Source organism: Variovorax sp. P4_B11 (assembly GCF_056402355.1).
Window position 1 is genome coordinate 1 of record NZ_JBFUHO010000073.1, and the last position, 13,232, is coordinate 13,232.

Sequence of the window (13,232 nt, forward strand, 5' to 3'; positions counted from 1 at the left end):
CCACGGAGCCGACCGGGTCGGCCAGCACGAACTGCAGCGCGGGCTGCACCCGGCGAAAGTAGCGGGTCAGCCCGGTGATGGTGCCGGCGGAGCCGACGCCGACCACGATGGCGTCCAGGTCGTGGCCGGCCTGTTCCCAGATCTCGGGCCCCGTGCCCTGCTCATGTGCCAGCGGATTGGCCGGGTTGTTGAACTGGTCGGCGAAGAAGGCGCCCGGTATCTCCGCGGCGACCCGCGCCGCATAGTCCTGGTAGTAGGCAGGATCGCCCTTGCCGACGTCGGAGCGCGTGATGCGCACGTCGGCGCCGAGCGCCTTCAGGTGCAGCACCTTCTCGGTCGACATCTTGTCGGGCACCACCAGCACCACGCCATAGCCCTTGGCCCTCGCCACGAGGGCCAGGCCCAGCCCCGTATTGCCAGCGGTGGCTTCGACCACCGTGCCGCCAGGCTTCAGCCGGCCATCGCGCTCGGCGGCCTCGATCATGGCCAGGCCCACGCGGTCCTTGATCGAGCCGCCGGGATTCTGCGACTCCAGCTTGAGGAAAAGCGTGCAGAGACCGGTATCCATGCGCGTCACCTGCAACAGCGGGGTGTTTCCGATCAGATCGAGGACGGCGGGTTTGCGCATCTCGGAAGTCCGTTGGGAAGCATCGGATCATAGGCCGCTTCGGCACGGCTCGCAGGGGGCACTCGACGCGATCCGGTGGCGGAAAATCCCCGAGGATCCCGTCCGACGTGCCGGCCATGCGGCGTCGACAACGTGGTGAAGTCCGCACCCGCTCGAAGGCGTGGAACCCATCGTGGAAGCGGCACCAGCTCGCCGAGTCCCGCCGGCCCTGCGTGTCAAGAGAGATACGGGTAGTGACCGACTGCGCCGGAGCCTGAAATTCGCTAGGCTTGGCTGGCGAGCGATCCCATCGAGCGCGGAGACCACGCGATGAGCCAGGGCGCACCTCTTCATCTGCATGTGCCGGAGCCCACCGGGCGGCCGGGGCATGAGACGGATTTTTCCTACCTCCACCTGTCGCGCGCCGGCGAGGTGCGAAAGCCTCCGATCGACGCATCGCCAGCCGACACCAGCGATCTGGCCTACACACTGGTGCGCGTGCTCGACGACGAGGGCCGCATCGTCGGTCCGTGGGCGCCGGAGGCCGACCCCGAACTGCTGCGCCGCGGCCTGCGCGCAATGATGAAGACGCGCGCCTTCGACGCCCGCATGCTGATCGCGCAGCGGCAGAAGAAGATCTCGTTCTACATGCAGTGCCTCGGCGAGGAGGCCATCGCCACCGGCCACGCGCTGGCGCTGCAGCAGGGCGACATGTGCTTTCCCACCTACCGCCAGCAGGGCCTGCTGCTGGCGCGCGACGACGTGTCGATGGTGGACATGATCTGCGAGCTGATGTCCAACGAGCGCGACCCGCTCAAGGGGCGGCAGCTGCCGGTGTGCTATTCGATGAAGCGGGCCGGCTTCTTCTCGATCTCGGGCAACCTGGCCACGCAGTTCATCCAGGCGGTGGGCTGGGGCATGGCCTCGGCGATCAAGGGCGACACGCGCATCGCGTCGGGATGGATCGGCGACGGCGCCACGGCCGAGTCCGACTTCCACACGGCGCTGACCTTCGCCCACGTGTACCGCGCGCCGGTGATCCTCAATGTGGTCAACAACCAGTGGGCGATCTCGACCTTCCAGGCCATCGCCGGCGGCGAGGCCACCACCTTCGCGGCGCGCGGCGTGGGATGCGGCATCGCCTCGCTGCGCGTCGACGGCAACGACTTCCTCGCCGTGCTGGCCGCCTCGCGCTGGGCCGCGCAGCGCGCCCGCAGCAACCTCGGGCCAACGCTGATCGAATGGGTGACCTATCGCGCCGGCGCGCATTCGACCTCGGACGATCCCTCGCGCTACCGGCCGGCCGACGACTGGTCGCACTTCCCGCTCGGCGATCCGATCCCGCGGCTGGCGCAGCATCTCATCGGCATCGGCGCCTGGTCGCAGCAGGAGCACGAAGAGACGCAGGCGAAACTGGAGGCCGAGGTCAACGCCGCGCTGAAGGAGGCCGAGCGCTACGGCTCGCTGGCCGATGGGCATCTTGCCGGCGCCGCGACAATGTTCGAGGACGTCTACAAGGACATGCCGGCGCACCTGAAGCGGCAGCGCGAACAGATGCAGTCCGGAGCCGCGTCATGAGCGCCATGACCATGATCCAGGCCTTGCGCTCCGCCATGGACGTGATGCTCGAGCGCGACGACAACGTCGTCATCTACGGCCAGGACGTCGGCTATTTCGGCGGCGTGTTCCGCTGCACCGAAGGCCTGCAGGCCAAGTACGGCCGCTCGCGCGTTTTCGACGCGCCGATCTCCGAAGGCGGCATCGTTGGCTCGGCCATCGGCATGGGCGCCTACGGCTTGCGCCCGGTGGTCGAGGTGCAGTTCGCCGACTACTTCTATCCGGCCTACGACCAGATCGTTTCCGAAGCGGCGCGGCTGCGCTTCCGCTCGGCCGGCGACTTCAGCGCGCCGATCACCATCCGCATGCCCTGCGGCGGCGGCATCTACGGCGGCCAGACGCACAGCCAGAGTCCGGAGTCGCTGTTCACCCACGTCTGCGGCGTGCGCACGGTGATGCCATCGAACCCGCGCGATGCCAAGGGCCTGCTGATCGCCTCGATCGAGAACGACGACCCGGTGATCTTCCTGGAGCCCAAGCGCCTCTACAACGGCCCGTTCGACGGCCATCACGACCGCCCGCTGGTGTCCTGGTCGGCCCATCCGCTGGGCGAGGTGCCCGAGGGGCACTACGTCGTGCCGCTGGAATCGGCCACCGTGTTCCGCCCCGGCACCGACCTGACGGTGATCACCTACGGCACGATGGTCTTCGTCTCGGAAGCGGCGGCGCGCGAGACTGGGATCGACGCCGAGATCATCGACCTGCGCAGCCTCTGGCCGCTGGACCTGCAGACCCTGGTCGATTCGGTGAGGAAGACCGGCCGCTGCGTGATCGTGCACGAGGCCACGCGAACCAGCGGTTTCGGCGCCGAGCTGACGGCGCTGGTGCAGGAGCACTGCTTCCATCACCTCGAGGCGCCGATCGAGCGCGTGACCGGCTGGGACACGCCCTATCCGCATGCGCAGGAGTGGGCCTACTTCCCGGGGCCGGCGCGCGTGGGCGCCGCATTCCGCCGCGTCATGGAGAACTGAATGGGCACGCATGCGATCAAGGTGCCGGACCTCGGCGAAGGCATCGCCGAGGTGGAGCTGGTGGCGTGGCGCGTGCAGCCCGGCGACACGGTGGCCGAAGACCAGGTGCTGGCCGACGTGATGACCGACAAGGCCACCGTCGAGATTCCCTCGCCGGTCGCGGGCAAGGTGCTGGCGCTCGGCGGCGAAGTGGGGCAGCAGATCGCCGTGGGCTCGGAGCTGATTCGCATCGATGTGGGGCCCGATGGCGAGGCGGAGGCGGTGTCGGCCGCGCCCGCACGAGCGGCGCCTGCAGCGGCAACGGCAACGGCAACGGCAAGCGCACCGGCCGAGCGCGCGCGCCCATCGGCCGGCAAACCGCTCGCCTCGCCCGCGGTGCGCCATCGGGCCGCGGCCCTTGGCATCGATCTGCAGCAGGTGCCGGGCAGCGGCGCGGACGGCCGCGTCCTGCACGAGGACCTTGACGCCTGGCTGGTCCGGCGGGCCGGTCCGCAGGCGCCGAGTGCGGCGCGCTACGCAGAACGCAACGACGAGGAGGCCGTGCCCGTGACCGGCGTACGCCGGCGCATCGCGCAGCGCATGCAGGACGCGATGCGCCGCATCCCGCACTTCACCTACGTCGAGGAGATCGACGTGACCGAGCTGGAGCTGCTGCGCGCGCAGCTCAATGAACACTGGGGCAGCGGACGGGCGCACCTGACGCTGCTTCCGCTGCTGGTGCGTGCGGTCGTGCTGGCGGTACCGCGCTTCCCGCAGATCAATGCCCGCTTCGACGACGAGGCGGGCGTGCTCACGCGTCACGGCGCGGTGCACGTCGGCATCGCGACCCAGACTGCGGCCGGCCTCATGGTGCCGGTGCTGCGCCACGCGGAGGCACGCGACCTGTGGTCCAGCGCGACCGAGATCGCCCGCCTGGCCGATGCCGCGCGCGCGGGCCGGGCCACACGCGACGAACTGAGCGGCTCGACCATCACCGTCACCAGCCTCGGCGCGCTGGGCGGTATCGCCTCCACGCCGATCATCAACGCGCCCGAGGTGGCGATCGTCGGCGTCAACCGCATCGTGCAGCGCCCGGTGATGCAGGGCGGCGCGGTGGTCGCGCGCCGCATGATGAACCTGTCCTCCTCCTTCGATCACCGCGTGGTCGACGGCCAGCTTGCGGCCGAATTCGTGCAGGCCGTGCGGGCTTCGCTCGAATGCCCGGCCCTGCTTTTTGTCGTGTAGCCCTACGGGGGCGAGCGCGTTGTCGTCTGGGTCTCGCGCTCAAGGTCCACCCACAGCTTCAGCTGTATCGTGAGCCATGACGATTCGTGTGGCGTGCTGCGTCGGCTATCGTGGTGAACCAGAACCAATCGCTTTCTGGCTCGGCGAGCGCCGACTGGCCATCAATCTGGCGAGGCGACGGTACCTCTCTCGGTCTCCAGCCAGTCCAATGCCTTCACATCGTCGGAAAAGGGGAAATGCCGCACTTGGGCCGACGTAAAGTGCGTGCCGAGCAGTTCCGCCATACCGGCGAGATGACTGTCCGTCACGATGGCAATGCGTTCGACTTCCTTGTGATGGTCGCGGACAAAGTGCATGTGCGCGGTGAAGCCCGCGAAGTTCTCCCATCCTGGAAAACCCTTCGAATGAATCAATACGCCTCGGAGCTTGGCGTGGTCGGAGAGATAGGCATCGACAGCAGCGCCGAGACCGCCGAAATCCTCTTTGCTCAGCGGAGCGCTGGGTTTAAGCACCAAGATGCCTTCGGGCTGCTTGATCGAGTATGCGAGCATGTCATTCTCCGTTTGGGTACTTCCACAATAGGCCGTCCGCGCCGACCATGCTGCTTCCGGGGACACACAAGCAAGCGGCTGATGACGCGGCTTGCGGGCCGAGGTTCGAGGTGTACTCAGCCTTCTCCGGGCAGCGGCGCAGACCCACCCATGCAAAGATCCCAGCGTCAGTTCTGGGCCAGTGACGCCAGCCGGGCGGCATCGCGGATCGCAACGTTGCGTCCGACCGCCGCGATGATCCCGTCCTTTTCGAGCGCGCCGAGAATCTGCGAGACGCTGACCCGGGAGAGCCCGCAGATGTGCCCCATCTCCTGCTTGGTGAAGGTGATGGAGATCAGGGTCCCCGTCGGGTGCGGCTTGCCGTAGCTGGCCATCAGGCCGAGCAGATGGTGGCTGACCCGGCGTTTGGCGGAATCGGCACCCTGCAAGGCCAGGTGCTGCAGCATGATGCGAAAGCGCACGCTGCACAGGGCTTGGTGCTGGCGCATCAGGGCGGGTGCCTGGTACAGCGCGGCCAGCATGGCCGCCACCGGCACGGCGCACACCACCGCGTCTGTCGAGGCCTCGGCAGACACCACATGGCTCTTGCTCTGTAGCAGGCCGCAATCGCCGACCAGGCCCGTAGGGCCCACGATCATCAGATGGCGCCGCTTGCCCTCCACCGAATCCGAGATCAGTCGAATGCGCCCCGACTCCACCACATAGACCGAATGCGCCGGCTGCCCTTCCTCGAACAGCAGCCCGTCATTGGCGACGGGCTGCTGGCGGTAGCCGCGCGTGACCTCGCTCCAGTCGAAACGCAGATGGGTCAGCCACGCTGAAACGAAGGCCTTCGGCAATGGCGCCACACCGTCCGGCAGCGGCGGCGCGGCGATCAACAAGGACGGGCTGGAATCGAAACCGGGCGAGGTCGACATGGTGGATCGGGCAGAGTCAAAAAAGGAGTCGCAGGGTTTATACCGAAGTGAAGTCCACGGCGGGCGTAAAGCAGCTACGCAGGAATTGGCGTCCTTTGCCTAGCATCGAATCAAAGGCCGCCGGTCTTTCAATTCTCCCGCTCCGACGCTGACATCATGACCTCCGAAACCCTCGCCACACTCGCCCCAGGCATCCGCGCCGCACAGTTCGTCGTGCGCTGCGTCGACCTGAACGCTTCGATCAAATTCCTCACCGGCAGGCTCGGCTTCAGGGTCCGCCTGATCATGCCCTCGGAAGCCCCCACGCTGGCCGTGCTCAGCGCACACGGCTGCACGCTGCGGCTGCAGGTGGCGGCTCCCGCGGACGCCATCGCCCCCACGCACCTGCGCTTGCTGTGCGACATGGCCGCGTTGCCACCCGGCACGCCGGCCACCCTGCACGGCCCCGACGGCCTGCGGGTGGACGTGGCGCCCGCCAACGCCCCCGTCGATGTGCCGCCCGGCACACAGGAATTCGTGCTGACCCGCCTGGCGGGTCCCGAGAGCTGGGGCGTGGGGCGCGCCGGCATGCTGTACCGCGACCTGATCCCCTCGCGTCTGGGCGGCCGCTTCGTGGCCTCCCACATCCGGCTCCCGCAAGGCGGCCCGGTGCCCGACTATGTGCACTTCCACCGCGTGCGGTTCCAGGTGATCTTCTGCAAGGCCGGCTGGATTCGCCTGGTGTACGAAGACCAGGGCGAACCGTTCCTCCTGAACGCGGGCGACTGCGTGCTGCAGCCGCCCGAGATCCGCCACCGGGTGCTGGAATGCGCCGCCGGCGCGGAAGTCGTGGAGATCGGCTGCCCCGCCATCCACGAGACCCACGGCGACCCGGAGATGGCCCTGCCGACCGGCGCCTGCCTGCCTGACCGCGACTATCAGACGCAGAAGTTCGTGCGCCATGTGGCGGCCCAGGCCGGCTGGGCGCCATCGCGGCTGCCCGGCTTCGAGGCGCGCGACACCGGGATCGCCTGGGCCACTGGGGGCCTGGGCGGCGTCCGCGTACTGCGGCCCGCCCGCCCGGGCATCGCGCCGGAGGACCCAGGCATCTTGGGAACGCCCGGCGCCCACGCGGGCGAATTCCTGTTTCTCTTCGTCCTGGCGGGCGAGACGCGGCTGCACGGCGACACACTGGGTACGCACGCGCTGGCGGCCGGAGACAGCTGCGTGCTGCCCGCCGGTGCCGACTACCGCTTCATGCCCGCGCCCGGGCTCGAGTTGCTGGAAGTCAGCCTGCCCGCGGTCCTTCCTTCCTTCAGTCGCATCGCCAGTCCATCCACATGAAATGAAACTACGGCCGGGTGGCGTGCTCCGTGTCGAATTGAGCCAGCGTCTGTGCAACCTGCAGACAGGCCACGCGCGCCTGACCCAGAATCATGCCCTTCCACCCATCGTTGTCGCAATAGAAAGCGTCTCGCAGCTCGCGGCTGGCGGCGGCTCGTGTTGCCGCGCCGACCTTCTCGCCCTGGGCGCGAATCCAGGCCGCGTGGAGCAAGGCGGACTGAACCGTGGACGAGGGCAGGGTTCCGAATTCCAGTCCCATGAGCAGCGCCTCGGCCTGGGCACACTCCCCGTGGAGGCTGGAACAGACCAGCCCGACCACGTCGACGGACACCGACTCGGTGTTGCCCGAGAACGTCAGGAAGACATCGCTTCCCCAGCATGCGCGCGCGCGGGCAATGTCCTCGGCATCCTTTCTTCCCGCGTAGAGCTTCTCTCCATGACCGTAAGGGCCCAGACCGGTATGGATGTCGATCCAGGCGATGGCGCGCGCGGCCACACCATATTCGCGCAGGATCGCGCGCACGGTGCGATTGCTCCAGGACGGCGCCGTGCCGCCGTAGAAGAGCCCTTGCGGGGAGATCCACTGGCCACTGCTCATGGCGTGCTGCAAGCCGCGCTCGCCGTGCTGGCGCACGAACGCCTGCTTTCTCTCGATGTCTCGCTCGGACGGCGGCCATTGCGGCAGCAGCAGGAAGGCCTCCACTTCGAGATAGTTCGGATTGACCGGCAAGGGCGCGTCGAAGTCGATGAAGTTGCGATTGACGTCGATGTTGTCCTCGTTGGTGCGCTGCAGATGCGAGAACCCATAGGGATTGATGGCGTGAATGAGCAGCAAGCCCACCCCGGCCCGCGCCAGGCGGCTCTTCAAGTCCGTGTCATGCAGAACGGCAACCTGGCAACCCGAACCGCAAAAGCCCTCGACGCCGTGCACGCCCGAACTCAGCACGAGCAGCGGTGCGGTGTCGACCGCCCCGAGCAGTGCCACGTCGGTGGCCAGCGTCTCGCCGCGCGCGCCGAGCTGGCCTTCGAGCACATGGTGTTCGAGGCTGGCACCGACCCGCTCGGCAGCGGCAATGAATCTGGCACGGGCTTCGGCGTAGCTGGCCGAGAAGCAGGAGCGGACGGAAATGTCGTTCATGGGGACGGTGTTTGTCATCGGGTGTTCCTTGAGGCTTGCGGGGAAGGGCCGAGCGAATGTAGAAATAGGAGGAGTTGTTCAGCCCCTCAGACACTGCCGTTGCTGTCGGCGCGCTGGCGCACGGCGCGCCCCGCGCGCCCGGCCTCGGGCTTCAGCTGGAACTTGCGGAAGAAGAACACCGCGCTCAGAAACAGCACCCATCCGGTCGCCGAGATAATTCCCACGTTCCAGAAGTCGCTGTCCAGGCCCATGGTGACGAGGATGGCCACCAGCAGAAAGATGCCCAGGTACTGCGGCCAGGGAAACCAGGGGGCGCGGAACGGCAGTGGCCCCATGTGGTGCCGCGCCCAGCTCCTGCGAAACGAGAGGTGGCTCAGCAGGATGATCAGCCAGACCAGGATGCCACCGCCCAAGGCGATGCCGAAGAGGTAGCTGTAGGCGATGTCGCTCAGCAGGCTGACGAGGATCGCGATCATCACGCCGACGCTGGAGACGAAGGTGGCGCGCACCGGTGCGCCTTGGCGGCTCAGCTGGCCGAAGGCCCGGGGCGCGAAGCCGCCGCGCGCCAGCGAGAACACCATGCGCGAGCACAGGTAGAGGTTGGCATTCATGCTCGACAGCGCAGCGGTGATCAGCACGAAGTTCATCGCCGCCGCGGCGTAGGCGAAGTCGTAGTAGGTGAACACCTTGACGAAGGGGCTGTGCACCAGGCCTTTGGCCCCGGCCTCGGCCCATGGCACGATGGCCAGCATGATGCCGAGCGACAGCACATAGAACAGCACCAGCCGAACGATCATGGTGCGCATGGCGCGCGGCACCGCGGTCTTGGGGTCCTCGGCCTCGCCGGCGGTCACGGCGATGATCTCAATGCCATAGAAAGAGAAGATGGCCATCAGCACGCCCATCCAGACGCCCTTGAAACCATGGGGCAGAAAGCCCTGGTTGGCGGTGTAGTTGCCGAAGCCCACGGCGGGGTGCCCGATGCCGAAGACAAGCGCCAGGCCAAAAATGATGAAGGCGCAAATGGCCATCACCTTGACGGTGGACAGCCAGTACTCCAGGCTGCCGAAGCTGGAGACGGAGCGGGTGTTGACATAGATGATCGCCGCGCCGAAGCCCGCGGTCCACATCCACACCGGAACGCCCGGGAACCAGAACGACATGTACAGCCCGATGGCCACTGCCTCGCCGCCGATGGCGATCGACTGCGCGGCCCAGTACGTGTAGCGCACGATGAAGCCGAACCAGGGATTGAGGTACAACTCGGCGTAGGTGCCGAAGGAGCCGGTGGTGGGGTGGGCCACCGCCATCTCGGACAGGCTGTACATCATGATCACGGCGATCAGCGCCGCGACGACGTAGCTGATCAGCACCCCCGGGCCGGCATAGCCGATGGCAATGCCGCTGCCCATGAACAGGCCGGTGCCGATGGCGCCGCCCAGGCCAATCATGGTCAATTGGCGCTGCGACAACTTGCGCGCCAGTCCCTTTTCGCGGTCGATGATTTGTTGATCCATGTGAATGTCTCCCTTTTTTTTGAATCGCAGCTGAGAACACCCGTCGCCGGTCAGGCGTGCCGGGCCAGGGCCTTCATCGCGGCAGCCACCTCCTGCTCGGTGCCTCCTCCCGGGCCACGCTCGACAGGTGGCGCAGGTAGCTTTCCACTTCGGCCATGTCCAGGGTATTCAGCAACTGCATGCCGGCCCGGGCGGCGTAGGCATTGACGATGGGTTGCGTGCCCGTGTCGAAGCGGCGTGCGCCTGGCGCGTAGTCCAGTGACTTGATGTCGAACGCAAACGGATCGACCTGGCCGAACCAGCCGGTGTGGGTGGGGCGCAGCGTGTCAGCCAGCCCGGGCCGCAGGTAGAGGAAGGCGATACCCGGGCAGCCGAGAAAAAATCTTTGCGCGCCGCAAGCCAGCATGTCGATGCCGTCGCGGCGCACATCGATGTCGGTGGCTCCGACGGATTGGTAGGCATCGAAGACCAGCGCGCCCTTGGCACGCGCCAGGGCGGTGATGGCGGCGATGTCCTGCTTGAAGCCGTTGTAGTACGACACATGGGACACCGAGACCAGGCGTGTCTTGTCGGTGATGATCTCTTGGTAGGTCTCCAGCGCGATGGTGTGGCGCTCGTCGGCCGCGGCGAAGACGACCTTGGCTCCCCGGCGCTCGTGCGCCAGCCAGACATGGCCAAGGGAGGGGAAATCGATTTCCCCGACCACGATCTCGTTGCGCTCGGCGGGGAAGTCCAGCGCGCTGCCCACCGAGGATGCCAGGTCCGAGACGCAGGACAGGACCGCGATGTCGGCGGCCTCGGCCTTGATCAACCTGGCGAACTCGGCCTTGGCATGGTTCACCTCGGTGGCCCAGCCCTCCCAGTCCATGCCGTTTTGCAGCCAGGACCGGGTGTAGGTGTTCAGTGCCTGCAGCACCGGGGTCGACAGCGCGCTTTGCGAGCAACTGGAGAGTTGTGCCTTGTCGGCCAGGATGGGAAAGAGCGCGCGCTGGTTTTCGAACTTGAAAGTCATTGGGGTCTTCCGTGATCGTCAGGGGTGCATCGAAGAGGGCGTGGTGGCGGGCAGTACGCAGCTGTCTCCGGTCGCCAGCGGGTGCGCCTCTGGTTCGATGCTAGGCAACAGGCTCCAATCGCGGCGTAGGCTGCTTTACGCTCGGGCTGGACTTCGCCCGGTGAAAACCCTGTCTTTCACTTTTGAGACCCCGCCCGCTCCATCTGCGCTTCGACCCTCGGCAAGGGGAGCTGCACCAGTCCGAGCCTGCTCCACCGCGCGCCCAGCGAATTGCCGACCAGGAGGGCCAGCGCGTCGGTGCGGTGAAGCAGGGCCAACGCCAGTTGCGTCGATTGGCAGGAGATCAGGTCGGCGGGGGGAAATTGGCCGCAGACGGCGAAAAGGTGCTGCAGCAAGGCCAGCCCGTTGCCGGGTACCAGCCAGGTTCACTGCTGCAGTGACCGCAGCGAGCGCGCCCGGGCCCGGGGATGGCCAACGCGCGCGGTCACGACCCGCGGCTCGATCACCGGGCGCTGAGCCGCCGGCGACTCAGCTCGGCGAGACCGACACGCGGTCGCGATACGTCTCGCGCATCTTCGTCTTGAGGAATTTGCCGGTCGCGGTCTTCGGAATGGCGTCGACCCACTCGAAGTCGTCCGGCAACTGGAAGCGCGCGACCCTGGGCCGCAGGAACTCGCGCAGCGTCTCGGCGTCGACGTCGGCACCCGGCCACCGGACGACCACCACCAGCGGGCGCTTGCCCCATTTCGGATGGGGGATCGCGACCACTGCGGCTTCGGCGACAGCGGGGTGGCCCATCACTAGGTTCTCGAGTTCGACCGAGCCGATCCACTCGCCGCCCGACTTGATCATGTCCTTGCTGCTGTCGACCAGCCGCATGTAGCCCTCGGCATCGATGGTGCCGACATCGCCGGTGCGCAGCCAGCCATCGGCGGAGAACTTGCCCGGGTCGTTCGGCGTCGCATGGTAGCTGCCGGTGACCCAGTGCCCGCGCACCTGCACTTCGCCCGTGGCCTTGCCGTCCCGGGGCTGGATGCCTTCGACCTCGTCGACGATCCGCATCTCGACCAGCGGCGTGGCGATGCCCTGCATCGCGCGCAGCGCGTGCCGCTGGTCGTCCGGCAGCAGCAGGTGGTTCGGCTTGATGACCGGGACGCTGCCCAGCGGCGAGGTCTCGGTCATGCCCCAGCCCTGCACGATGTGCATGTCGTGCTTCTCGAAGTTGGAATCATGGCCGAGAACGGCACGGCCCAGGCGTTCGCACGCGTCGTCAAGGTTTTCACTACTTCCGCACACCAAGTCCGCTCTCTACACTCCCGCCAACGAGCGCCTGGGGATTTGCTGGCCCACGCCGAGGCGAAGAGGAAGAGCGATGAAGCATCAGCATTACACAACTCAACGTGACCACGCTGATGAGCGAGTGGAGTCCTGGAGCCGCCTCAACCAACGGTACTTCGGCAAGCTGAGGGTCAATTCCCTCGACGACGGCCCTCTGGATGCGGCACTCGACGCCTATGAAGTGGGGCCGTTGAGGATGATTCGCATCGAAGCGCCGGCCCACAGGGTGGAGCGCGACGCTCGCTGCGGAGAACTGCCGACGGACGAGTTCTACAAGCTGGTCCTGCAACTGCGTGGCAAGGCGGCTATCCGCTTGCACGATCGAAGAGTTGTGCTGCAACCCGGCGACTGGAGCCTCTACGACCCGCAGATCCCCTATTCGATCACCAACTTGGAGCGATGCTCGATGCTGGTGACGCAGGTGCCAAGGGCCCGGCTCAGCGACTTCAAGGTCCCGAATCTGCACACGAGCGAAGCCCATTCCTCCAACCGCGCCGGCCTGCATGCGGTGTTCGGGAGCTTCATGCGTTCCCTCGCGGGACAACTCTCGGAGCTTCCCGATGCGGTCGGCACTGCGGTAAGCGAATCCATCTTCGGACTGCTAGGTTCGACGCTGGCCGCACATCAGGTCCGCGATGGCGATTCTCAGACGCAACCGGCCGCAGTGCTTAAGCTTCGGGTCAAGCAATACGTCCAGACGCACCTGGCCGACAGCGACTTGAGCATCCAGCGCATTGCCGATGCGCTTCGCTGCTCCAAGCGCTACCTGCATCGAATTTTCGAGAACGAGCCGTGCAGCCTCGAGCGTCACATCTGGCTGTCTAGACTGGCGCAGTGCGAAAGCATCCTAAAGAACAGCACGACATCGAACCGAGGCATCGCGGAGATCGCCTACGGCTCGGGCTTCACCAGCAGCGCGCATTTTTGCCGGCTCTTCAAGGAGCACTACGGCGTGACGCCATCCGAATACCAGTGGCTTGCGCGCGCGCAGGATGAAGGGACCCGCGCACACTGACG

At 66.8% G+C, this 13,232-nt stretch carries 13 protein-coding genes; 5 read left to right on the forward strand and 8 right to left on the reverse strand.

Going from position 1 to position 13,232, the window contains the following annotated elements; translation table 11 throughout:
* On the reverse strand, nt 1–628 hold a 628-nt coding region (locus AC1DYD_RS35530), incomplete at its 3' end, for a PLP-dependent cysteine synthase family protein (protein WP_478177432.1).
* Between the two features lie 309 nt (nt 629–937).
* Here AC1DYD_RS35530 and AC1DYD_RS35535 point away from each other — a divergent pair.
* The 3 genes from AC1DYD_RS35535 to AC1DYD_RS35545 are packed head-to-tail and all read left to right on the forward strand — an operon-like array spanning nt 938 to nt 4,419.
* Entirely contained in the window at nt 938–2,185 is a 1,248-nt protein-coding gene (locus tag AC1DYD_RS35535; RefSeq protein WP_478177433.1) for a thiamine pyrophosphate-dependent enzyme, read from the forward strand.
* On the forward strand, nt 2,182–3,195 hold the full coding sequence (locus AC1DYD_RS35540; protein ID WP_478177434.1) for an alpha-ketoacid dehydrogenase subunit beta: 1,014 nt from the start codon (nt 2,182–2,184) through the stop codon (nt 3,193–3,195). The genes AC1DYD_RS35535 and AC1DYD_RS35540 overlap by 4 nt, the downstream gene beginning before the upstream one ends.
* The gene (locus tag AC1DYD_RS35545; protein ID WP_478177435.1) at nt 3,196–4,419 is read left to right on the forward strand and encodes a dihydrolipoamide acetyltransferase family protein; all 1,224 of its coding nucleotides are present in this window, start codon (nt 3,196–3,198) and stop codon (nt 4,417–4,419) included.
* 161 nt (nt 4,420–4,580) lie between these two features.
* On the opposite strand, the gene AC1DYD_RS35550 is transcribed toward AC1DYD_RS35545, so the two are convergent.
* Nucleotides 4,581–4,970: a SpoIIAA family protein gene (locus tag AC1DYD_RS35550; RefSeq protein ID WP_478177436.1), complete on the reverse strand. Its 390-nt coding sequence runs from the start codon at nt 4,968–4,970 to the stop codon at nt 4,581–4,583.
* Between the two features lie 167 nt (nt 4,971–5,137).
* Entirely contained in the window at nt 5,138–5,887 is a 750-nt protein-coding gene (locus AC1DYD_RS35555; protein WP_478177437.1) for a Crp/Fnr family transcriptional regulator, read from the reverse strand.
* 156 nt (nt 5,888–6,043) lie between these two features.
* Between AC1DYD_RS35555 and AC1DYD_RS35560 the strand changes: the two genes are divergently transcribed.
* Nucleotides 6,044–7,210 (forward strand): cupin domain-containing protein, encoded by a 1,167-nt coding sequence (locus tag AC1DYD_RS35560; protein WP_478177438.1) that lies wholly within the window; start codon nt 6,044–6,046, stop codon nt 7,208–7,210.
* A gap of 7 nt (nt 7,211–7,217) precedes the next feature.
* Here the strand turns inward: AC1DYD_RS35560 and AC1DYD_RS35565 are convergent, their stop codons facing one another.
* The 5 genes from AC1DYD_RS35565 to AC1DYD_RS35585 form a co-directional block, all read right to left on the reverse strand.
* Complete coding sequence (locus tag AC1DYD_RS35565; protein ID WP_478177439.1) at nt 7,218–8,366, reverse strand: M14 family metallopeptidase; 1,149 nt, start codon at nt 8,364–8,366, stop codon at nt 7,218–7,220.
* A gap of 68 nt (nt 8,367–8,434) precedes the next feature.
* Nucleotides 8,435–9,865 (reverse strand): amino acid permease, encoded by a 1,431-nt coding sequence (locus AC1DYD_RS35570; RefSeq protein ID WP_478177440.1) that lies wholly within the window; start codon nt 9,863–9,865, stop codon nt 8,435–8,437.
* 73 nt (nt 9,866–9,938) lie between these two features.
* Nucleotides 9,939–10,877 carry an aminotransferase class V-fold PLP-dependent enzyme gene (locus tag AC1DYD_RS35575; RefSeq protein WP_478177441.1) on the reverse strand — a complete coding sequence of 313 codons (939 nt, stop codon included), beginning with the start codon at nt 10,875–10,877 and terminating at the stop codon, nt 9,939–9,941.
* 176 nt (nt 10,878–11,053) lie between these two features.
* Nucleotides 11,054–11,272 carry a hypothetical protein gene (locus AC1DYD_RS35580; protein WP_478177442.1) on the reverse strand — a complete coding sequence of 73 codons (219 nt, stop codon included), beginning with the start codon at nt 11,270–11,272 and terminating at the stop codon, nt 11,054–11,056.
* A gap of 133 nt (nt 11,273–11,405) precedes the next feature.
* Nucleotides 11,406–12,083, reverse strand: coding sequence for an AMP-binding enzyme (locus AC1DYD_RS35585; RefSeq protein ID WP_478177443.1), 678 nt, complete (start codon nt 12,081–12,083; stop codon nt 11,406–11,408).
* A 166-nt stretch (nt 12,084–12,249) separates the two neighbouring features.
* Here AC1DYD_RS35585 and AC1DYD_RS35590 point away from each other — a divergent pair, with 166 nt between their 5' ends.
* Nucleotides 12,250–13,230 carry an AraC-like ligand-binding domain-containing protein gene (locus tag AC1DYD_RS35590; protein ID WP_478177444.1) on the forward strand — a complete coding sequence of 327 codons (981 nt, stop codon included), beginning with the start codon at nt 12,250–12,252 and terminating at the stop codon, nt 13,228–13,230.
* Nucleotides 13,231–13,232: the final 2 nt, after the last annotated feature.

What these genes read in the sequence shown, in the direction of transcription:
- AC1DYD_RS35535 (WP_478177433.1), top strand. Translation starts at nt 938, where the DNA reads ATGAGCCAGGGCGCACCTCTTCATCTGCATGTGCCGGAGCCCACCGGG.
- AC1DYD_RS35540 (WP_478177434.1), top strand. Translation starts at nt 2,182, where the DNA reads ATGAGCGCCATGACCATGATCCAGGCCTTGCGCTCCGCCATGGACGTG.
- AC1DYD_RS35545 (WP_478177435.1), top strand. Translation starts at nt 3,196, where the DNA reads ATGGGCACGCATGCGATCAAGGTGCCGGACCTCGGCGAAGGCATCGCC.
- AC1DYD_RS35550 (WP_478177436.1), bottom strand. Translation starts at nt 4,970, where the DNA reads ATGCTCGCATACTCGATCAAGCAGCCCGAAGGCATCTTGGTGCTTAAA.
- AC1DYD_RS35555 (WP_478177437.1), bottom strand. Translation starts at nt 5,887, where the DNA reads ATGTCGACCTCGCCCGGTTTCGATTCCAGCCCGTCCTTGTTGATCGCC.
- AC1DYD_RS35560 (WP_478177438.1), top strand. Translation starts at nt 6,044, where the DNA reads ATGACCTCCGAAACCCTCGCCACACTCGCCCCAGGCATCCGCGCCGCA.
- AC1DYD_RS35565 (WP_478177439.1), bottom strand. Translation starts at nt 8,366, where the DNA reads ATGACAAACACCGTCCCCATGAACGACATTTCCGTCCGCTCCTGCTTC.
- AC1DYD_RS35570 (WP_478177440.1), bottom strand. Translation starts at nt 9,865, where the DNA reads ATGGATCAACAAATCATCGACCGCGAAAAGGGACTGGCGCGCAAGTTG.
- AC1DYD_RS35575 (WP_478177441.1), bottom strand. Translation starts at nt 10,877, where the DNA reads ATGACTTTCAAGTTCGAAAACCAGCGCGCGCTCTTTCCCATCCTGGCC.
- AC1DYD_RS35585 (WP_478177443.1), bottom strand. Translation starts at nt 12,083, where the DNA reads ATGCACATCGTGCAGGGCTGGGGCATGACCGAGACCTCGCCGCTGGGC.
- AC1DYD_RS35590 (WP_478177444.1), top strand. Translation starts at nt 12,250, where the DNA reads ATGAAGCATCAGCATTACACAACTCAACGTGACCACGCTGATGAGCGA.